24 protein-coding genes are annotated in these 21380 nt (G+C 36.0%); 8 read left to right on the top strand and 16 right to left on the bottom strand.

From position 1 onward, the window contains the following. Positions 1-70 precede the first annotated feature (70 nt). From traA to BscR1v2_RS07915, 5 genes are all read left to right on the top strand, one after another. Positions 71-3790 carry a Ti-type conjugative transfer relaxase TraA gene (gene traA / locus BscR1v2_RS07935; RefSeq protein WP_078690389.1) on the top strand — a complete coding sequence of 1240 codons (3720 nt, stop codon included), beginning with the start codon at positions 71-73 and terminating at the stop codon, positions 3788-3790. An 82-nt stretch (positions 3791-3872) separates the two neighbouring features. Further along, positions 3873-4061, top strand: coding sequence for an antitoxin VbhA family protein (locus BscR1v2_RS07930; protein WP_078690388.1), 189 nt, complete (start codon positions 3873-3875; stop codon positions 4059-4061). Continuing rightward, on the top strand, positions 4048-5484 hold the full coding sequence (locus BscR1v2_RS07925) for a Fic/DOC family protein (RefSeq protein WP_153302026.1): 1437 nt from the start codon (positions 4048-4050) through the stop codon (positions 5482-5484). The genes BscR1v2_RS07930 and BscR1v2_RS07925 overlap by 14 nt, the downstream gene beginning before the upstream one ends. Before the next feature lie 53 nt (positions 5485-5537). After that, entirely contained in the window at positions 5538-5879 is a 342-nt protein-coding gene (locus BscR1v2_RS07920; RefSeq protein ID WP_078690387.1) for a type II toxin-antitoxin system RelE/ParE family toxin, read from the top strand. Beyond that, entirely contained in the window at positions 5879-6193 is a 315-nt protein-coding gene (locus BscR1v2_RS07915) for a helix-turn-helix domain-containing protein (protein WP_010703104.1), read from the top strand. The genes BscR1v2_RS07920 and BscR1v2_RS07915 overlap by 1 nt, the downstream gene beginning before the upstream one ends. 22 nt (positions 6194-6215) lie before the next feature. Here the strand turns inward: BscR1v2_RS07915 and virB11 are convergent, their stop codons facing one another. The 13 genes from virB11 to BscR1v2_RS07850 are packed head-to-tail and all read right to left on the bottom strand — an operon-like array spanning position 6216 to position 16067. Further along, on the bottom strand, positions 6216-7268 hold the full coding sequence (virB11, locus tag BscR1v2_RS07910; RefSeq protein ID WP_010703103.1) for a P-type DNA transfer ATPase VirB11: 1053 nt from the start codon (positions 7266-7268) through the stop codon (positions 6216-6218). 12 nt (positions 7269-7280) lie between these two features. Next, the gene (gene virB10 / locus BscR1v2_RS07905) at positions 7281-8411 is read right to left on the bottom strand and encodes a type IV secretion system protein VirB10 (protein ID WP_236829035.1); all 1131 of its coding nucleotides are present in this window, start codon (positions 8409-8411) and stop codon (positions 7281-7283) included. 25 nt (positions 8412-8436) lie between these two features. Next, a complete protein-coding gene (gene virB9, locus BscR1v2_RS07900) occupies positions 8437-9291 on the bottom strand; it encodes a P-type conjugative transfer protein VirB9 (protein WP_078690385.1) in 855 nt (284 codons plus the stop codon). Between the two features lie 2 nt (positions 9292-9293). Continuing rightward, a complete protein-coding gene (locus BscR1v2_RS07895; RefSeq protein WP_078690384.1) occupies positions 9294-9965 on the bottom strand; it encodes a VirB8 family type IV secretion system protein in 672 nt (223 codons plus the stop codon). A gap of 5 nt (positions 9966-9970) precedes the next feature. Then, on the bottom strand, positions 9971-10258 hold the full coding sequence (locus BscR1v2_RS07890; RefSeq protein WP_078690383.1) for a type IV secretion protein VblB7: 288 nt from the start codon (positions 10256-10258) through the stop codon (positions 9971-9973). Positions 10259-10274: 16 nt separating this feature from the next. Beyond that, positions 10275-11189 carry a TrbL/VirB6 family protein gene (locus BscR1v2_RS07885; RefSeq protein WP_078690382.1) on the bottom strand — a complete coding sequence of 305 codons (915 nt, stop codon included), beginning with the start codon at positions 11187-11189 and terminating at the stop codon, positions 10275-10277. Positions 11190-11239: 50 nt separating this feature from the next. Further along, entirely contained in the window at positions 11240-11608 is a 369-nt protein-coding gene (locus tag BscR1v2_RS07880) for an EexN family lipoprotein (RefSeq protein ID WP_078690381.1), read from the bottom strand. A 19-nt stretch (positions 11609-11627) separates the two neighbouring features. After that, positions 11628-11885 carry an EexN family lipoprotein gene (locus BscR1v2_RS07875; protein WP_078690380.1) on the bottom strand — a complete coding sequence of 86 codons (258 nt, stop codon included), beginning with the start codon at positions 11883-11885 and terminating at the stop codon, positions 11628-11630. A gap of 51 nt (positions 11886-11936) precedes the next feature. Then, the gene (locus BscR1v2_RS07870) at positions 11937-12314 is read right to left on the bottom strand and encodes an EexN family lipoprotein (RefSeq protein WP_078690379.1); all 378 of its coding nucleotides are present in this window, start codon (positions 12312-12314) and stop codon (positions 11937-11939) included. 34 nt (positions 12315-12348) lie between these two features. Then, positions 12349-13056 (bottom strand): type IV secretion system protein, encoded by a 708-nt coding sequence (locus tag BscR1v2_RS07865; RefSeq protein ID WP_078690378.1) that lies wholly within the window; start codon positions 13054-13056, stop codon positions 12349-12351. Further along, positions 13053-15413 carry a VirB4 family type IV secretion/conjugal transfer ATPase gene (locus BscR1v2_RS07860; protein WP_078690377.1) on the bottom strand — a complete coding sequence of 787 codons (2361 nt, stop codon included), beginning with the start codon at positions 15411-15413 and terminating at the stop codon, positions 13053-13055. The genes BscR1v2_RS07865 and BscR1v2_RS07860 overlap by 4 nt, the downstream gene beginning before the upstream one ends. Beyond that, complete coding sequence (locus BscR1v2_RS07855; RefSeq protein WP_034989850.1) at positions 15410-15736, bottom strand: VirB3 family type IV secretion system protein; 327 nt, start codon at positions 15734-15736, stop codon at positions 15410-15412. Before BscR1v2_RS07855 ends, BscR1v2_RS07860 begins: the two co-directional genes overlap by 4 nt. A 16-nt stretch (positions 15737-15752) precedes the next feature. After that, positions 15753-16067 (bottom strand): TrbC/VirB2 family protein, encoded by a 315-nt coding sequence (locus BscR1v2_RS07850; RefSeq protein ID WP_010703089.1) that lies wholly within the window; start codon positions 16065-16067, stop codon positions 15753-15755. Positions 16068-16133: 66 nt separating this feature from the next. Here BscR1v2_RS07850 and BscR1v2_RS07845 point away from each other — a divergent pair, with 66 nt between their 5' ends. Beyond that, positions 16134-16889: a nuclease gene (locus BscR1v2_RS07845; RefSeq protein WP_418214944.1), complete on the top strand. Its 756-nt coding sequence runs from the start codon at positions 16134-16136 to the stop codon at positions 16887-16889. A 575-nt stretch (positions 16890-17464) separates the two neighbouring features. On the opposite strand, the gene BscR1v2_RS07840 is transcribed toward BscR1v2_RS07845, so the two are convergent. Continuing rightward, positions 17465-18076, bottom strand: coding sequence for a hypothetical protein (locus BscR1v2_RS07840; protein ID WP_078690376.1), 612 nt, complete (start codon positions 18074-18076; stop codon positions 17465-17467). 384 nt (positions 18077-18460) lie between these two features. Between BscR1v2_RS07840 and repC the strand changes: the two genes are divergently transcribed. Both repC and BscR1v2_RS07830 read left to right on the top strand, forming a co-directional pair. Continuing rightward, positions 18461-19732, top strand: a complete 1272-nt coding sequence (repC, locus tag BscR1v2_RS07835) for a plasmid replication protein RepC (protein ID WP_078690361.1) — start codon at positions 18461-18463, stop codon at positions 19730-19732. A gap of 128 nt (positions 19733-19860) precedes the next feature. Further along, entirely contained in the window at positions 19861-20166 is a 306-nt protein-coding gene (locus tag BscR1v2_RS07830) for a hypothetical protein (RefSeq protein ID WP_078690375.1), read from the top strand. A gap of 271 nt (positions 20167-20437) precedes the next feature. Here BscR1v2_RS07830 and BscR1v2_RS07825 read toward each other — a convergent pair whose 3' ends face one another. Together BscR1v2_RS07825 and BscR1v2_RS07820 are read right to left on the bottom strand one after the other, a co-directional pair. After that, entirely contained in the window at positions 20438-20764 is a 327-nt protein-coding gene (locus BscR1v2_RS07825) for a type II toxin-antitoxin system PemK/MazF family toxin (protein WP_194284962.1), read from the bottom strand. Beyond that, positions 20764-20985: an antitoxin MazE family protein gene (locus BscR1v2_RS07820; RefSeq protein ID WP_034989862.1), complete on the bottom strand. Its 222-nt coding sequence runs from the start codon at positions 20983-20985 to the stop codon at positions 20764-20766. Before BscR1v2_RS07820 ends, BscR1v2_RS07825 begins: the two co-directional genes overlap by 1 nt. Positions 20986-21380 lie beyond the last annotated feature (395 nt).

Genomic DNA, 21380 nt, shown 5'->3' with positions numbered 1-21380 from the left:
TTATTTCATAAACGTTTTATGCTAAGAATTTTTTTATAAAAAATATTATCGTTTAAAAGAATTTTACCTTATGGCAATAGCGCATTTATCAGCTAAAATTATAGGTTCCGGAAGATCAGCAGTTGCAGCTGCAGCGTATCGTCATAGAACGAGAATGTTTGATGAATTAGAAGGATCGAGTACGCACAAATATAATAAAGAAAAAGATCTCGTTTATTCAGAAATTAGCTTTCCTAAAAATTCACCAAAATGGCTTAAAGAACCATTGAAATATCTCAATAAAAATGAAGAAAAAAGTGAATGGTTATGGAATTATGTTCAAAATAACGAGCGTGTAAATGGGCAGTTAGCAAGAGAAGTTGTTATTGCATTACCATTAGAATTATCTAAAAAACAAAATATTTCCCTTGTACAAGAATTTATAAATAAAAACTTTACATCGCAAGGTCTTATTTCTGATTGGGTTTATCACGACAGTGAAGGAAATCCACATATTCATATAATGCATACTTTACGTCCTGTTGCAGAACATGGGCTTGGGTCAAAAAAAATAGCTGTTTTAAATGATGATGGAACAGTGAAAAAATCTTTTGTTACGATTCATGACAAGGAAGGAAATCCGATAAAAAGAGAAGAACGTGTAGTTTATGAAAATGTCATAGGTTATAAAGATGCAATTAAGGATTTGCGTAATTCATGGGGTGAAATTGCAACGAAACATTTAGCAATGTCTGGCTATGACATAAAAGTAGATATGCGGTCATATAAAGATAGGGGATTATCTATAGAGCCAACTATTCATTTAGGGCAATCTGCAAATGCGATGAAAAAAAAAGGCCTGCTTAGTACTGCATTGCAAGCTAATGAAAAAATAAAACAAAAATCTGTAGAGATAATTAAAAAAAATCCAGCTGAAGTATTAAAATTAATTTCATTTGAGAAATCGACATTCAGTCGTATTGACCTTGCTAAAATCATTAATCGATATGTTGATGATGTAAATGACTTTAATGATATTATGGTGTGCTTAGAACAAAGTGATAATCTTATTAAAATTAAAGATCATTCTCATCCTAATAAAGTTATTTACTCAACAAAGGAAATTATAAAAACTGAATATAATATGGAACGTGACGTCGTTTCTTTGTTTCAAACAAAGGGGCATGGCCTTAAAAGTAAGAAGGTTTTAGATGCAATAAAATTTGTTGAAAATAAAGATCGCAGCAATGCATTTAAGTTTTCAGAAGAACAAAAATTAGCAGTAGAGCATATTACAGATGATAAAGGTGTTGCAGCAATTGTTGGTTATGCTGGTGCTGGAAAATCGACTTTATTAGAAGCAGCAAATATTGCTTGGGTGAATAGTGGTCGACGTGTATTTGGTGCGGCTCTCGCGGGTAAAGCTGCTGAAAGTCTTGAAGAATCCTCAAAAATAAAAAGTAAAACTCTTGCCGCTTGGGAGTTGGCGTGGAACAATAAAAAAGATGAATTACGGGTTGGTGATGTTTTTGTCATTGATGAAGCTGGAATGGTTTCTTCAAAGCAGCTTTCTTATTTTGTTCAAAAGGTTAAAAAAACTGGCGCTAAAATAGTTCTTGTTGGCGATAATATGCAGTTACAACCAATTGAAGCTGGAGCTGCGTTTCGTGCTGTTGTTGATAATATTGGTTATGTTGAATTATCTGGCGTAAGAAGACAAAAAGAAGAGTGGGGACAAGAGGCATCACGGCAATTTGCACGTGGTCAAGTAAAAGAAGCTTTAGATAACTATAAAAACAGGGGATTCATTCACCAAACTAAAACACATGAACAAGCAATAAATACTATTGTTAAAGATTGGATGAATACACGAAAAAAGTTGGAAGCAAAATATGTAGAAAAAGGAAGATCTTTAAGGGGTGATGAACTTCTTGTTCTTGCTCATACAAATGTGGCTGTAAAAAAAATAAACGAAAAAATCCGAACAGCACTTAAAGATGCTCGTTTACTTAAATCAGAAGATATAACGAGCACAACAAACTTTGATACCATGAGGGGACAACGGGAATTTGTTGTTGGTGACCGAATTATTTTTCTTGAAAATGCTCAGTTCAAAGAAAGATATGCGCCGGAATTAGGAGAGCAAAAAGTTAAAAATGGTATGTTAGGCACTGTTTTGTCTACACAAAATAAAAAAGGAAAACCGCTTTTAAAAGTACTTCTTGACTCTGGCCGAGAGGTTATTTTCTCCAACCAAACTTATCAAAATGTTGATCATGGATATGCGGCCACCATTCATAAAAGTCAGGGGGTAACAGTTGATAATGTTTTCGTTTTAGCCTCGTCGTTTATGGATCAACATCTTGCATATGTTTCTATGTCTCGACACAGATATCAGTCGCATCTTTATGTAGCAGAGGAAGATTTTAAAAAGGTTAGATTATATGAACACAGACAGGTTAAAGGTACAATAATTGGTGAACTTGTAGAAACAGGGTATACCTCTTTTAATGAAAATGCAAAAACCAAAACACCTTATGCTGATATCGCAACTTCACGTGGAATTGAACGTATTTATGGTGTGAATCTGCCTTCTGCTATAGATGGTGCGGGTATTGAGTTTGGTGACAAAATATCTATTCGTCAAAACAAAGAGACTGTTGTTGTTAACAATAAGGAAATCAAAAAGAACATTTTTAATGTTGATTTAATAGAACGCGGTGACCCTTCTTTAGTTAGTGGTATCAATCAATCGGGTCGTGCAAATACATATGAAAAATTAGTGGCAGCTTTTTCTAGATCTGGCGTCAAAACAACAACTCTCGATTTTTCTGAATCTCCTGATTACAGAGATTATATTGCTAAATTTACGGCAAATAGAGGAATTGATGTTTCTCAAAGTTTTGGGGAACGAGTTTCCTCTTACATTGAGACAAATAAAGAATGGTTGCAAAAACAGAGAAAAAAGATTGAAAGGCTTTGGGATAGAGCGAAGGCAAGTTTTGCTAAACTTCAAAAAGAAAGTATCAAGATTAAGCAATCACAAAAAGAAAAAGAAAAGATAATTTCACAAACAACACAACAAGCACCATATCTTTCTTCCTATACAGACACTTCTAATCTAGAAGAGAAAGCGCTAAACGCTCTTAGGAATGAAAAATCTTACGTTGATACTTTTAAAGAATTAAACGATCATTTGAAGACTATCTATAAGGATCCTCAAACAGCTGCACTTAAGATTGAAAAAACAATTCTAGCAGGCAAGGGGGATAAATTACCTGATATTTTAGCTAAAGCGCCTAATAAAGCTGGTGAACTGCGTGGATCAGACCGTTTAATAGACAAACTAAAATTAGCAGGAAAAGAACGAAAAGCTGCACTTTATAATGTTCCTCTTGTAGTTTCTACGATTAGAAGACTTCAATCATTTTATAAAAATTCCTATGAGAAGCATATGGACAGACTTACACGTGAACGTGAGCAATTAAAGGTTGAGGTGCCTTCTCTTTCTAAAGAAGCTGTCGCTTATATGAAAAATGTTGAAGTTGGCCGTAATAATTATTCCGAGATACCAGAGAACATTAATAAAGAATTTGTGCAGCTTGAAAGTGCTTTAAATAAGCGTTTTGGAGAAAATATGGTTTATAAGCGAGATTTTAATTTATCAAAAGAAATAGCCTCAAAACAGCCTCATGATAAAAAGCTTACCAATGAACTTCAAACGGCAATAAAATTTCTGCAACAAAGACATATACAAGAGCAAAACAATCTTGCGATAACACGCACGCCTTCAAAGGGAATTACAAGGTAAAGAAAGTTAAAATTAAAGTATTAAAACGTTGTTGTTATAACCCTATTTTGCTATAATAATAGGTAATTGAAGGAGATGTAATATGTTGAGCGAGGAAGAAATCGAATACCGTCGCCGTGATGCTAGAAATGCGTTGGCTAGTCAACGTTTAGAGGGTTTGGAACCAGATCCACAAGTCGTTGCACAAATGGAGCGTGTTGTTGTTGGAGAGCTTGAAACAAGTGATGTAATCAAGGATTTGATGGAACGGATAAAACGTGAGGAAATATGAGGGTAGCAACGATCCTTATACTGATCCAGAAACTGGTGTTATGTATAATCTGCTTGGAATTAAAGACCAAGCCAGATTGGAGCGTGTAGAATCTGCTTTCGCTTATATAAGGTCTTTTGAGCTTGGGCGTACTTCTATTAGCGGTAAGTTCGATCTAGATCACATGAAAAAAATCCACAAAAAGCTGTTTGGTGACGTCTATGAATGGGCAGGAAAGACTCGTTTAGTGGATATTGTCAAAGATAATAGTAAATTTGCTCATTATACTCAAATTGAAAGTTACGCACCGCAGATTACACAACAGCTTGCAAGAGAACAACATTTACGTGGTCTTGACGCTAATGAATTTAGCCAGAGGGCTGGATATTACATGGGCGAATTGAATGCGTTGCACCCGTTTCGAGAAGGTAATGGACGTACTTTACGTGAATTTATCTGGCAACTTGCTCGTGAAGCTGGTTATCATATCGACTGGGATCGTGTAGAGCGACAAGAAATGACGCGTGCGTCAATTGAATCATATTATGGCAACTCTGATTTAATGTCTGCGCTAATCCGTAGAAACCTCACTGAATTTACAGTAAATAGAAGAGTTGATGTTTCTCAAGGTATTAATGAACGAGTTCTTTCTCACATTGATATAGATAAAGAATGGCCACAAAAAGGTTTTAATATAGCAATACAAACAACACAACAGGCACCATATCTTTCTTCTTATACAGACACTTCTAATCTAGAAGAGAAAGCGCAAAACGCTCTTAGAAATGAACAATCTTATGTTGATACTTTTAAAGAATTAAACGATCATTTGAAGACTATCTATAAGGATCCCCAAGCAGCTGCACTTAAGATTGAACAAACAATTTTAGCAGGCAAGGGGGATAAATTACCTGATATTTTAGCTAAAGCACCTAATAAAGTTGGTGAACTGCGCGGATCAGACCGTTTAATAGACAAACTAAAATCAGCAGGAAAAGAACGAAAAGCTGCACTTTATAATGTTCCTCTTGCAATTTCTACGATTAGAAGACTTCAATCATTTTATAAAAATTCCTATGAGAAGCATATGGACAAACTTACACGTGAACGTGAACAATTAAAGGTTGAAGTGCCTTCTCTCTCTCAAGAAGCTGTCGCTTATATGAAAAATGTTGAAGTTGGCCGTAATAATTATTCCAAGATACCAGAGAACATTAATAAAGAATTTGTGCAGCTTGAAAGTGCTTTAAATAGGCGTTTTGGAAAGGATGTAATCTATAAGCGAAATTTTAACTTATCAAAAGAAATAGCCTCAAAACAGACTTATGATAAAAAGCTTGTCAATGAACTTCAAACGGCAATAAAATTTCTACAACAAAGACATATACAAAAACAAAACAATCTTGCGATAACACGCACGCCTTCAAAGGGAATTACAAGGTAATTGCAATTATATTATTTCTTGACATAAGTACGGGTATCCCGTATATTTAAAGTATGCAAACAGTAATTGAAACAATGGCTTATCTGACCTCTGCAAAAGAGGAAGGTATATCATCTGATGAATTATCAGATATCATTTCTTTTATAGCCGCGAATCCAAGTGCGGGTGATCTCATGCAAGGTACAGGTGGTGCAAGAAAGGTTCGATTTCCGACTAAACAGAAAGGTAAAAGTGGTGGATATAGAATCATTACTTTTTTTAGTGGTCAAAATACCCCCGTATTTCTTTTAGATATTTATAGTAAGTCATCTCAAGGAAATTTAACAAAGACAGAGAGAAATGAGCTGAAGAAAATCTTAACTGCACTCTTAAACGAATATAGGAGAGAGATATAATGGAAAAGGCAAGTAAAGCAGAATCACGTATATTACAAGGTGCCCGTGAGGCTCTTGCTTATGCAAAAGGTGAAGCGGATACTACAAAGTTCGGTATCCATATTCCTTCAAGCATTGATGTGAAAAAAATTAGGAAAAATGTTGGTTTAACACAAACACAATTTGCAGCACGGTATGGTTTTTCTGTAGGGCGTATTCGCGATTGGGAACAAGGACGATATTCTATAGATGCTCCTTCTCGCATATTACTTACTATCATTGAAAATGAACCTGATGTTGTCAACCGTGCACTTAGAAAAGCTTTATCAGTGTAGCTATTTTAGTGAATTTGAATTTTTAAAAAGCATCTCGACGTTTAAAAGGATCATAATAAATTTCTGTTACACGGAATTTGCCTTCTAAGCGTTTGCATTGAATAATGATATCGATCATAGAAATCAACAAACCACGGATGTCTTCACGCGCTAAATCACTTCCCCCATCACTTTCTTTAACAAGAAGCGTCATTTGTTCAAAGGCTGCTAGAGTGGATGAAGCATGAACTGTTGTGATTGATCCTGGATGTCCGGAATTGACATTACGAATATAATAAAAAGCTGTACCATCACGCAATTCTTGTAAGAGTATTCTATCTGGTCGCATACGCAATCCAGATTCAAGTAGTTCTTTAACTCCAACCTGTGCCAATCCTTGATTATCTTTTGAATAAAATAACTGCACCTTGTTTGGATGAGGAACAACAAGCTCGGGAGTATCTTCAATAGTTAAAATCCGCTCATCTTCAGGAATTTTTGCAATTAAAGCTTTAGAGAGTGTTGTTTTTCCTGATCCTGTTTTACCAGATATTAAAATATTTTGTTGCGCAATAACGGCCTTTTCTAAAAAACTACTAAAGTCTTTAGCAATGAACAATTTCGTTAATTCTTGTTCGCTGTCGGATAGTTCACCTAATCGTCCAATCATCTGTTCAGATGGGGTAAAGCTGACATTTTTAGTGACAGAAAACAAACCTTTTTCATGCAAACTTTCAAGAGAAAAAGTTCGTGAGGAAGGCTTACGAATTGTCATGCTAATAGTATTTGGTGCAGCCGCAGGAGGCATTACAATTTGTATGCGTTCATTATTGGGCAGTGTTGCTGAGAGGATTGGGTTTTCTACACTGATTTTCTGAGTTGTATAAGCAGCAACAACTTTTGCTATACCTTCCAATTCACTATATGTCAGTTCTTCAAGTTTATGTGTTTCCCAACCATTTTGGCTTTCAACCATGACCTCGCCAGGACGATTGATAACAATTTCAAACAAACTTTCATCATTTAAGTAATCATTTAATAGCTTTAACTTTGTTAAAACAACGGAGGTCCGTTCTGCATTTTTCGTTGCTGTCATGATGGTTTACTTTTACCGAACAGGAGAATGGAGAAAGAAATTGCTCGGGGCGGAGCGCGTAAAAGTTTTATTCTCTTTCTCTGTTACGGCCAGCTTGTAAACTGATGAAAAATCCAAATCTCTTACTACAAAGATATTCACTAATTCACCCTGATTTTTTTCTAAGGTAGGAGGTATATTAATTTGATTTTCAAGAGCAATACTAGCGGCTTCTTTGCCAAGGTTGTTTGTGCCAGCGATTTGGATGCTATCACTTATCTGACCTGATAGGTTTGCTGAAGTATTATCAACAATAGAAAGTAACAATGCTGATCCAAAGCGTTCCCACCAATGGGTATTAATTGCGCCATCAAAACCAGATCTTCCTAAATTGTCAGTGGCTGGTGATGCGAGAGTAACAATGACTCCATTGGGTGTTTTTGCTCTTGTCCAGAGAACAAAAAGCCGGTTTTGTCCTTTTTTTAACCCAGCTCGATATTCACCAACAATTTGCGTTCCTTTATCAAGCAAAACAACGCGGCCATTATCAGATAAAATATCACGATTAATAACACAGCTTGTAAAACCTGGCTGATCACTGCTTATTGCTGTTTCTAATATACATGGAATGGATGTTCCCATTGCAATAATAAAATTTCTATTGCCTAGTAATTCTGCTTTTGTTCCTTCTATTTTTGTAGGCTTTAAAAGAGTAGAGAAATTTTGAGAATCTTTATTAAAGATTTCAGTTATTTCAGAAAGATTGTTTCTTTTTGTTTTATTGTCTTGGGAATGAGATTCACTAGCAAAAGCTAAAACCGGTGAACGTCTTGCTGCATCAAGCAATGGATCATCTTTGATATCCTCAATTGGCGGTGTTGGTGCTGGTAATGCAATTTGACCAATTTGCGGTTTTGGCTCAGAAGGAGCTAATTCTAAAGGAGTGAGTGAAGTATTAAAGTTTTGTACTTCTTTTTTGGGTTCTTTTTCTGTATCATCTGGTGTTGATGAGGTTGATAATATATTCCAAAGCATGTAGGCGCCAAACCCTAAAAAGGCGAGCCCTATAATTACTTTTTTTCTTGTTTCGCTTGATATACTATTTTGATTATCATCAATTTTTCCGCGATCTTCAGCGATTATCTCATCATTATTGTCACTCACGTATTTATTCCTTTCACTTTTCCCCTTAAAGATCTGTAACGATTTTACGTTCAACAAATGGTGAGGTTGTACCTGTTTCTGGATCGCTTCCTTTAGGTTGATAGGCTTCATTAAAAACACATAAAACGTTTGCTCCATGTCTTAAAATGAATTGGTGACTAATAGCATGCACAATGACCATATTTCCTTTTGTTGTTTTAGGAATGAGGGATTCTTTGCCATCACTTCCAACAATATAGATCGCGGGAATTTCCTGATTATCAGAAAAAGTAAAAGTGGTTGTTTTGCCATTATCATAAACTGATGTTGGTTCAAGAATAACCGTTCCTTGAGCTGAATAAGCCCAATTTCTTGGTCCATGTTGTTCATAAGCACCAAAGGCTTCATCTACATATAATGCTTGTTTTCTATCTTTTTTGAGTTGTGCTTCAATTTGTCTTTGTGCTGCTTCATCCTGAGGATAGCGAAATTTTACAAGGAAATATGTTTCACTTTCAGATGAAATTTCCCCATTTTTAACCATCAATTCAAATTGGTAAGACCGTTTTGATCCATCACGCCGTGTTGTTATGACTTGTAGATTTGTAATAGGCTGAACTTCTCGTGGTTTAAGAAAAATAATGTTTCCAGCCGGTGCCACTTCCCATGCAACACTATTTCCAATAGCAACATGTGCAATTTCTTCACTAGGGGAAAATTCTATTTGCACGGATGAACGTATAGATCCAATGATTTTTGTGACATTATAGGCATCATAATTGACAAAGCGAATTCTATTGTCATTAGGTGCACGTATAGGAGAGATACTAGCGTAGCTCACATTGTTTAAAAAAGAGCTGACCACAATGCTGAGGAAAAAAGAAAATATAATTTGCTTCATTGTTAATTCACCACTTCAGGATCAGTTCTGTATTCACGAACCATAAAACCAAGAGGATTCACCAAACGATTTTGCGTAGAAATTGGGGAGTTGACATATCCAAAAGTAAGAGTTGCTACCCAATGTGTAATGGATTCTTTATTAGTGTCATTTTCACGAACTGTTTTATAATAACGAACCTGAGTGACATCTTTACTGATAAACGAAATTGATTTTACAGAAATGGTTGCAACAGCGTTTTTATATAAAAATTGTGGACTTTGTGGATTCTTGGCACCATACCATTCAGCAAATCTACCTTGCTCTTCAAAAGAAGATAACAAAGAGACCGTCTTAAAATTATTTTGCGTTTCGCTTAAATTGAACCCTTCACGAGCACGAACATATTTTGCAGCAAAATAGCGTGTAATAGCTTCATCAAAATTTGCGGGGCTTTCTTTTAATGCTTCAACCACCTCAACTATACCCGTTGAATTATCAACGCGGATTACAAATGGTTCAACTGTTTTGAGTGGTACAAGCACTATAACGGCTAATGAAGAGACAATTGCAGCTATAACTGCTACCCCAGCAATAGCAAGCGAGGCACGCGTAATACGGCGGGATGTGATTATTCGATCTTGATCAAATGACCGCGCTTCAGCAATGTATTGCTCAACGTCTTTCTTTTTCATTTTATTTACCCGCAATTTTTATATGATTCAATTTCGTGATGTTTTGATTTTTCAGCTAAAGCCATATCAAAACTATCATTTTGCGCTGATGATTTGACGCTTGTATCATTGTTGATCATGATTGGGGTGGAGGATGGATTTTTCCCTTCCCAATTCCACATTGATTTGTTTAAGGCTCGCTTAGAATATCCGTTACATTTCGGTAATGGTTTCGCTGTATTTTGAAAAGACGCACACCCGCTCATAAAACAAATAAGCGATAAAATGATCCCAATGTTTTTAAAACCCCGCATTTGTAATTTATCCTCTTCACACTCTTGTAACTAGCTTTCTAACAGCACGACCGACTGCTTTTGCTGTACGCCCACCCGCTTCTGCTGCTTTAGCAGAATGGTGAGCTAAATGTGTTGCTCCTGTAAGATTTGCACCACCAGCGGCCAAAGCTGCTGCAATTTCTGGTAAGTTTATGAAAAGATAAATACCACATGTACCAATTGCGAGGAACTGAACGAGGGTAACCATCATTTCTGCAATACCTTTTTCAAGAATATTCATTGTGAGATGGACATATACACCACCTAGAAGAACCACCAACACTTGCAAAATGACAAAGTTCGCAACTTGACTTAGCCACGCTTCCGTAAAGCGTCTAGTTGTTGAAAACATATAAAAACCTATAAAAAGCGGTCCTAATGATAAGGTAAGGGAAAGACCAAGTTTAGCAAAAGTTGCTACAACAAAACCAATTGTACAAAAGAAACCAATAATTATAATACAAACTATACCCGCTATCCATATACCAAGCCACTCAAGCGTTCCAGCCTTCTCCACCTTATCAAAAATTTGTCCAACAGCTTTTTTAATCATCTCGTCCCATACATTGCCGTCTGTATTTGACGCCTGCAGAGCACTTGTAATGGCATTAGGCAGATCGGTAAAAAATAGATTTTTGACCCAAATGTTATAGCTAGCGGCTTGTTTTACTAGTGTAACAATAATAGCAAGTTTTACAGCTGTAGCTATAAAATCCCATAATGGTATGGAAGAACGACCATATATGACATTGTAACCCATAAACGCAATATAAATTGTTGCGCTTGCCATGATTGGGCCAGATAAAGCAGATGAAAGATTTACAATGCTTTTGTCTAGCGCCTCTACAATGGGTTCCATAAGCATTTTGTCCATCGTACCAAATATAGCTACTTCTCCTGATACTGCCATTATAGGATATCCCTTTTATTTATGAGTTCATTTCATTACGTATTCTCATATTATTCGTTGTGGGATTCTTTTTTCTGTTTAGCTTTTTCGTATTCTTCTCTCTCTTTTTTCCTACGTTCTTGTTGAGCTTTTTCACGTTCTTCTCGATTTTTTTTAAGTTCTTCTGCCTTTTTATTGAACTCCTCTACCCATTTTTGGTATTTTTCGTCTGCTTTTTTCTGACGTTCTTGTTCAAGTTCGCGCACAGCTAATCGCATGGTTTGACAATTTTTAGATTGTCCAGAAAATCCGCATCTTGCGTCCCATTCTCCACGCAATTCTTCACTTTTTTTAAATTCTTCCACACTGTAAGTTTTTTCACAGCCTGCAATAATAAGTCCAGCGCAAAGAAGCAGTGTTGTTATAATGATTTTGTTCATGACTAAATTTCCTCTGTTGTTATTCAGCTTTACGCTCTTTTTTAGTATCTCCAAGAAGTTCTCTTGCATAGCTACCATAACGTTCTCTACGGAGTTGATCACTCGCTAATCGCACGTTTTGACAATTTTTAGATTGTCCAGAAAATCCGCATCTTGCGTCCCATTCTCCACGCAATTCTTTATTTTTTTTAAATTCTTCTACACTGTAAGTTTTTTCACAGCCTGCAATGATAAGCCCAGTGCAAAGAAGTAGTGTTGTCATAATTATTTTTTTCATGGTTGAATTCCCCTTTTATTTATGAATTCGTTTCGTTACCTATTCTCGTAATTATTCGTTGTGATGTTCTTTTTTTTGTTGAATTTTTTCGCGTTCTTCTTTCTCTTTAAGCCGTTTTTGGTATTCTTCCATCTCTTTTTTCCTACGTTCTTGTTCAGCCTTTTCACGTGCTTCTCTCTTTTTATTGAGCTCTTCTAGCAATTTGTTGAGTTTTTCCTCTCCTTTTTTTGCACGTTCTTGTTCAAGCTCGTGGGCAGCTAATCGCATGTTTTGACAATTTTTAGATTCTTTACCCATTCTGCATCTTGCTTGCCATTCATCACGCAATTCTTCATTTTGCTTAAATTCTTCGACACTGTAAGTTTTTTCACAGCCTGCGATAATAAGCCCAGTGTAAAGAAGCAATGTTATCATAATGATTTTATTCATGATTGAATTTTCCTTTTTTAATTTGTTTTATAATTTATTTGTTGAGCAGTTCTTTAGCATAAGCTTTGTACCGCGCATTGAATTCTGCTTCGTGACGGAGCTTTGCAGCCTCAGCTTCAGCCTGTTGAATCATAGCAGCAGCTTGCATTTGTAAGACTTGTGTTTGCAACACTGCCTGCGTAACTGCTAATTGCGCTTGAACACCTTGAACTTCGCCGGCAGTTTGTGCATTATTAAGTTTTTTAATTAGTTCTTCGATAGTTTGTTTCATTTCATTAGCTGATGCATAAACAGCTTCGCCTGTGGCTGCTTGTCCCTGGTTGCGTTGTTCAGCTTTTTTAACCTCTTCTTCGTAGAAAGCATCAACTGCTTCTTTTGATCCTGCACCGCCTGCTGGTTTTTTATACGAAAGCTTTTCTTCCCATTTTGCACTGTTTCCACTTTTACCGTCTAATAATTTTTCAAAATCACCAAAATTAGAAGGTAAGGCAGCTTGAATCTCTTTATTATTGAGCATTTCTTGAAGTGAAGATAAATCTGCAATGCCATTTAGAGAGCCGTACAATTTCTTCATTTCATCGATTTGAGAAGTTAATTGGTCAAGCTGTTGTTTGCCTTGTTTTAATTGTTCTATCATTTTGGCAACAGCTGCTGCATCGAACGTGGGCATTTGTGCTAGTACATTCGGTGTTAACCCAAAAGAGATTATACAAAACGCTATTGTTAGTAAAATTTTCCTCATTGTTTTCGCCTTTCTTGAAAGAGCGGAAGCCATTTTTCTGGAGATTCACCCACTTCGCTCATGATTGTCTCCAGTAATTCAACATTCTTGGTTGTTCCGCTTAAAATGGCTATTTCATCATCAAATCCACGTAGATTTAGTTCTGCAACCACAGAACTATGACCTTGCTTGACCAAAAACCGGCGTGACTCCCGCGTTAATTCTGTTTGTATCAAGTTAAATTCTCGATCTGATAATTTAAAACCATCCACGTAATCTGCGTAATTTCCCTTTTGGTTAGGAAAATATATTTGTGTTGGGCATTGTTCTATAATGGTGTGTGCAATTGTTGAATTGAGTGCGTCTCTTGGTGATTGCGTTGCAAAAAGCATTAAACCATTTTGTTTACGGATTGTTTTTAGCCTGTCTTGCGCAAATGTTTTAAATGAATCATCTTCTAGTGCTTTCCAGAACTCATCAATAACGATGATAATGCGGCGCCCGTCAATCAGATCAAGTATTCTATGGAATAAATACATCATTAATGGAGGACGGATTTCGTCATTATCCAAAAAGTCAGTCATATCATAACCGATGAATTTCGCGTCAATCCCGATATCATCGTCATCATTATCAAAGACCCACCCTAACGCATTGCCTTTACGCCATTTTTCTAAACACCCAGCAATGCCTTCTCTATGGGTAGTATCAAAAAACATTTGCAATGCAGATATTGTGCGCTGTTCCTTAGGTAATAAGGCTAGCTGATCAACAGCTGCAGAAATATCCTGGCGTTCTGCTTCAGTTATTATTTTCCCCTCGTTAGAGACAAGCTTTGTAATCCAGTGTCGTAGGAATACTTTATTGGCAGGATTGCTATAATCTAATCCCTTTAGCGGCGCTATACCTGTTGGCTTACCATTTTTCAGCGGCATGTATGTGCCACCACCAGCTCTAACGAACAGTTCCGCTCCACGATCTTTATCAAAAAACACCATGTCAGGGTCATGCTTTTGAAGCTGCGCTAATAGAAAATTAACAATAACGGTTTTACCAGATCCAGATGGACCGCAAATAAAAGTGTTTCCTAAATCACCAAAATGAAAGTTAAAGTAAAAAGGAGATCCAGCCGATGTTTTCATAAGAGCAACAGCAGGCCCCCATTGATTGCCATCTATTTTTCCAATCGGAAATGAATAAAAGGGTGAAAGCGCGGCATAATTACGGCTTGTAATAGCACCAGAACGCGTCCGATAAGCATAATTGCCAGGAAGTTGTGCCCACCATGCTGCTTCGAGCCCTAAGTCTTCACGAGCAACGACAGCACCACCTTCTGTAAGGCGAGCACGTGCTTTTGCGAGATTGTCAATGAGTTCTCGTTGTGTGTCAGCAAAGACTGCTAATGACAAGTGATGCTCGCCTAAAACAAAACGATTTGATTCAAGATCATCCAATGCATCATCTAATTCATCAATTTGAGATCCTGCACGATCCCCGGCGTTGATCATCTGATTTTGTTTACGCCCCATAATCTGTTTTGCAACGTTTTTGCTTTTGAAAATAAAGGATTGCGTAAAAATGAACTCACACGGGAGAGTAAGCAAACCATTTGTCATGTCTGGTCTGGTTTTAGCCGGATACTCTTTCCAACCAAACATTCCTGCAAACTTTTGCTTTGCTTCGTGGCGTATTTCTATAATTTCTTTACCGAAAATAATCCGATCTGAATATACAGATGACGCTATTGTTCCCCATGTAAGAGGTACACGCTCATAACGACCACCTACTAACTGGTGAATAAACTCACTTTGTGCAGAAAAAATATTACCGTTATGTTCATAAAGACCAAGTTGTTTTACACCATAACGCGCTAAGTTCTGCATAAGATTGGTTGCAACATCTTCAAGCTTACGAATTGACTCTGCGTCTACCTCTGTTTCTGCTTCTTTTGCTTTCCCTAAGCGTTTAAAAAAGTCAGCCAATTTATCGGTTTTATCAACATGAGGGTTCCATATAATTGAAAGATAGAGGTCGTTACGATATAATTCTTGACACACCATTCTTTGACGGTACTTATCATCCAATGTTTGCGCAAACTCTGATCTGAAAGTGCCATCTGGATAGACTGTTTCGCGCCTTCTGATAATATGACTGTAAATTGCTATCCGCTCATCAGCTATATTTTTAAAACAGTTATTTAATTGTTCATGAAAGACATTAAGGTCAGCAATATCTGCTGTTTCAAAATTAACCCCTTCAAGGGCTATAACAGTCATAAGCGCTCGTGATGACAACGCTATAATATGTTCATTCACATGGCGCACATAAGGTATGACTGATTCCGGCTGGGGTTCACGCTTACGTTGAGCTGTGTTCATTTTAGCTCCTCATAATTACGGATTAACCGTAATGGAGAAATGCTACTACCCCCCCATTGCTCAGCGTTTCTTGAAAACTTGCGAGTTTGCAACCACGCAATAAGAACACGAAATTTATTATGATCGTGTTTGATAATTTCCTTCATTATAAAATGTACAGTAACACCAAGTGCCATGAAGAAAATATTACCTGCTAGAATAAATATTATGAGCGTGCCCATAAAATTTAAACCCATAGCTTCTACTGTAACGCCCGCAATCATTGCAGGCCGTGTACAGGCAAGAAACAACGTATCTTCAGTGAGCTGATCACACTCTTTCATTGCTTTAAACATTATATTAAGATGATAACATTCCTACAATTTGTGATGCACCGAAAATAATGCTTATACCGACACAAACAAAGAAAGCTTTGCGCATTTCGATATAACCAGCAATCCACGCGATACCAGTGCCAGCAACGGCAATAGTCGCAATAGATTTTGCAATGGTTCCCGTCATAGCATTCACTATTTTATCAAGAGCACTTTCAACTTGCCCAAATCCCTGAGCCAATGCTGGATCGCTTAATATTATAAATGCGATAAACAAGATAAGCCCTGTAGCTAACCATTTTTTTTGTATATCTGATACAGTTAATTTGTATGAAGGCATAAAATCCCCGCTCCTTTATATTATGATAGCTTTATAAAAATTATAACTATATAAGAAAAATACTCTGTGCAACTATTTCACGAGAATAATAATTTTATTACAATGGATATAAACAGAAAAATATTTCGATCGTGGTTTAAATATCTAATTTTAACTTACATTATTGTTGTTGTTACTTTTACTTTTAGTAAAAATACTAAAAATTTTATTGAATTACCCTTCATTCAAGAAGCAAAATTTATAATAGAAAAGCAATTCCGAGATCCCGATCTAAAATTTACTTTTGATTCAGATAAACCAATAAAAATTTCCGGTTCATCACAATTACACAAAGAGAACACACCAGTTTATTCAGGCGCTATACAGGTAACAAGCGGTGTTACTTTTAAAATGATAACACCTGTAGATGAGATCTGGCGAAAGAGAATTATACGTCGTGTTCAATTGTACGGCGTTGAGTCATGTGAACCACGTCAATTTGCGTTACGTAACGGTGTTCAGTGGCCTTGTGGTTTTTTTGTTACTGCATGGCTTGTATCGAAAACAATCGATAAAAATGTTACTTGTAAACAAGCTCGTGTCGTCAAGCAGATTCATTACGCACAATGTTTTGTTGATGGGGTTGATATTGCCAGCCTAGGTCTTTCAGAAGGAATGATGCTCTTACCAAAAGATCAACACAATTTTCCTTCACCTGCACACTACAAAGAATTGCAATTTTCTGCTCAAAAAGCCAAAATCGGATTATGGTCTGGCGATTTCGAACATCCAGAAGATTGGAGAAGAAGAAACGGTACTTATAATCCTATCGATCCACATTGATTGTTCTAAATAAAATCAAGGGCTGGCTTCATTATAAAAACTTTTAAGAAATTTGTTATCAGATACAAAATATTATATTAATTTTGAGATTCTTGAAAGATAGCTTTTAAAAATGGCCGAACAATATTTCCACAACTGGCCTTCCAGTAATACTGTCAGGTAAAAGTTGACCACAGCCTGCTTTGCATTCTGATGGACAACTCCAATCATGGAAAATTGTTGTTTTTATTGACGCTTTTACTTACTCGTATCGGGCGGTCACTACAGCGCTATGAAGGAGCGCGTTCCCTTCCCTCTACATCGTTTCGTATCGCTATCGCTAGAGAAAACAATGAAATAAATGATATGAAAAAGAGAAATACGAACCTCAAAAAAGAAAAACCCAACTGACTAAACAGAAGGGTCTTTCGGGAGGGGGATCATTAGAAAATAAAATAACCTAACTTGTGATTAGATTAAATCAGTTCAGAATGATTTTTTATAAAGCAACAAAAAACTACGTCACTATAATATGTTTTACAAGAGGATTTTCTCATTTTTTCTTTAATTGCACAAGAAACAGTGAAGTATGATTATTATTTATTAGTAAAGTCTTCAATATCAGTTTGATATCCATCATCTGGAAGATCTTGTTTTACTTGATTTGTTTTTTCTTCAGTTTTGGTAAAAGATGGTTTTATTTGATATTCTTTTATAAAAGCAATTTTATCACCTTTGAAGAATATCGCTGGATTCACCCAATACTGATTTCGTAATTTTGGTTTTAGAAACTCTTTAGATATCAATTCTTTTAAGCCATTCTGAAATGTTTTATTACCCATATCAAGCTTCATGCCATTTAAACCATCGTCAAGCCAAACTAGAATAATACTATCAGTGAAGTTATCTATTAACTGATCTGATTGATATAGTAGCAATATTTCTATAAAGACACGGCGTCCGGTACGAGATAAATTAAAGATTTTTTGAACATCATCTGCGAATACTTCTACAAACTGCCTTTTATTTTTTTCTTCAATGGTACAAATCATAGGCAGAGTAAGAATTTTATCAGTTTTGAAATTGATAAGCTTGTGATGTCCTACATGCGCTGTAATAGTTTCATTTTGAATGTGTATTTTGGATTTATCAAGAAAAGGATTTTTGTCAGGAAAATATTCTAATTTTCTTAAATTAAGATTATCCATTTTAACTGTCCGTTAAAGTTTTAAGCAGCTTGTTACAATTGCAATTAAATTATTAGTACAAATTATAGAAATTTATAATAATTTTTATTCTTTTAAAGTCAAAAACAATTTGAAAATGTTTTTGTTTTACGTATAGTCTAAGCTGCGCGAAATATGCGGATCAATGATTCTTTTTTAATAAGAGGAAATTAATGGCAAAAAATAAAAAACCCAACTGCTGAAACAGAAGGGTTTTCTAAAAACATTCATAACGTAATTCATTAAAAATGCGGGAATATCTCAACTCCCAATTTAATGCATTACGAAGAGTTCTGCAAGAGTTTTTTTTGCGGAAATAGGGTGTTTTTATCTTTTTTTGCCTCTAACAGAGAGGTTAAACTGATTATGGTTAATAAAACATCGGGAAGACGTATAGATGCTCATCATATAGAATACAGAAGATTGGCGGAAAATGCAGAGGTTGGTTGTGTAAGCCGTGGCCAATTGATTAGATTAGCTAAGAAATTGCGAATGACTGGTTTTATAAAAGATACTGAATGTAATCTTCTTTTAGCTTTATTAGATACAGCTTCAGTTTCTTCTTTTGAAGAAGGGGGCATTCCTATTGTTTTCAAAAGCAATCAACGTTTGGGAGTGGAAATCAGTCGTAGTGACGCCCGTGTTAGTCGTTTGCTTTCAAGTCTTTATGATAAGGGTCTTATTGTCATGCGGGACTCTGGAAATTTTAAACGGTATTCTGCACATAATAGTTATAATAATATCACAACGGCTTGCGGTATTGATCTGCGTATTTTAATTGTTCGCTATTGTGAGCTTAAACAAAAAGCCGATGATATATTGGAAGATTTAGAAAAGCGAAGAGAAGCTTTACGTTGTTTTAGAGGATTAGTAAGACAGATTAAGTTTTCTTGTGCATCTGAAATCACACCGTTTACGCATATGCTGTTTTCCAGAGTACAAAAAGTTATACATATTATAGGACGGCCATCACAAGTTTCTTTTGAAAAACTGAAGAAAGCTATTCGATTTTTCGAGTGGATTTTGCAACGTTTTTTTGATGTTAAAATGTCAAAAACGACATACACGTATGTCGCCGACGACATGCACATACATAATACAAACCCCTATCATATTTGTAAAAGTAATACAGATACACAGAAAACAAATCACTCTTCAAAAAACAAAATAACAATAATGAATTCGGATAAATCCGAATACTCTAAAATTAACGCGACTTTCAGTCGCTCTAAAAACAGTGAAAGGGACACACGCGAAGCCGAACAAACACTTCTTTTAAATGGTGGTGCATTGCCTCAAATTAAGCCTGAGACTTTAATTAGTGCTATGCCTAACGTTTCTGAATTCCTTGATAACAAACTCAATTCAGTCGACGATTTAGTCAACTCAACGGATTTCTTAGCTAAAATGACTGGTATTTCTCCTGATGCCCTTAAACACGCTAAAATAACCATGGGCTTCAAAAAAGCTGCTCTTGCTGTTGGGATTATTCTCGAAAAATACGCTCGTCAAATCATTTATTCACCAGGAGGATACTTGCGTGGCATGATTGATAAACAAAAACGGGGGGAATTATATCTTGAGCGTTCTATCTATGGGCTACTCAATTCAGATCAACAAACTGTCGCGGAAAAATAACAAAAAACATGTTGGATAACAAAAAAGTTAAAGAAATTATCAGAGAAAATTGTAGTTTCAATTGCTTAGATTCATGACTTAAATTAATATACAACATATATTTTCCACATACTAATGAGGAGATTTGGATGAAGAAGAAACTACCTAAAAGTTATATGACTGATGAACAACGTGAGGAATTACGTGCGCAAGGCGCTGATCACGAACTTATTTATCTGGCTGAATCAAGAGCAGCGGAAGAAGCAAATGATGAAAAAGCAACATGGGAATGGTTAGCTATGGTGGAATATCCAGCTTATGGACTGTTGGGGCTTAAAAAAAGGTGTGGAGCGCAATTTATTCGTGATATGGGGTTTCCTACCAAAAATGCTGATGAAGAGTATGGACCTGATTGGTTAGATAAAGACGTTATTATAGGAGGTTACCATTTCTAACGAAGACAAGATTTTAAACAAGTTTCTACTGCGGCAAAGCGGATATATAAAAAAACACAATGAATCATTGACTGTAAAGCACATAGCGCTCATAGCAAAAGAAATATTTTAGATAATGATGAGTGTCTATGGAAAGATAAAAATCATTTCTGTTTCCATATTTTACTAGGTTCTTAATTGAACGATAAGACGTATTAGTTAACTGCCTAACTTGATTAATGAATTTAACACAAAATACGTATACCTATTCAAAAGGAAAAAATATTGATTTTTATTTTACTATTCCTAAAAATACAGCTAAACAGCGTTCAATTTGTATCATTTCATCTGTGTGAATATAGCCGAAAATTGAACTAACTTTATCACATCGTACCGTCATAATTTTATCAATCATTACCTGTGAAGGTTTTAGCAAACCATTTTCGCTATTTGGCCGAATAGTAATGCGCAGTAGTGGAGCAGCAATAAGTGTGCTTGTAATTGGTAAGACTGTGATGCTGGTATGCTCACTAAATTGATTAGCTTGGATTACTAGCGCGGGTCTTGGTTTGCCAAAATCGCCTTGCATAACTACTGTTATAAGAGAACCTCTCATTATTATGTCCAGCCATCAATATCCTTTAGGGATTGCTCCATAAATAGTTGCATAGACGCATTATCTTTATCTGTCTTTGCTACTAAGCGACATTGGCGACGGCATTCTTCAGCAAAGTCCGGTTGACGTATATCTGGTACCCAAATTTGCATTAAACGCAATCCAGCTTTTCTTTGTGCATTACGATGTTTTTGAACGCGTTCATTAACATGCATTGTACCCATAATATAACCTCCACTATGTTTCATGTAACGTGTAACACGAAAAAAGGTTACATGAAACGAAATTTCTAACAATTTTTGGAAAATTTCAAATTTTTTATAAATCAAAAAGTTTATTATAAAGATTTTCTTGCACTTTTCGATAACCCCGCCAGTAATGAGTATCCTCGCATTGGTATTCTTGAAGCCTAAAAACACTGAGTTCAAGCTGGCTTTTTTGCCTTTAAAATAGTTTTGAATGAGAGGTTTATCACCTCTCAAATTCACCGGACCGCTCACCAAAATCATGAGATCGTTACCGCGTTTAGAGAAGGGACTAACAAACCTAGGTTCTTAAGGTCAAGGAAAGCTCCTGCGGGGCGCTTAACAGCGTCCTTGACTCCAGAACCTAACGGTTT

This window comes from Bartonella schoenbuchensis R1 (genome assembly GCF_002022685.1).
GTDB lineage: Bacteria > Pseudomonadota > Alphaproteobacteria > Rhizobiales > Rhizobiaceae > Bartonella > Bartonella schoenbuchensis.
This window is presented reverse-complemented; position numbering and strand designations above follow the sequence as displayed.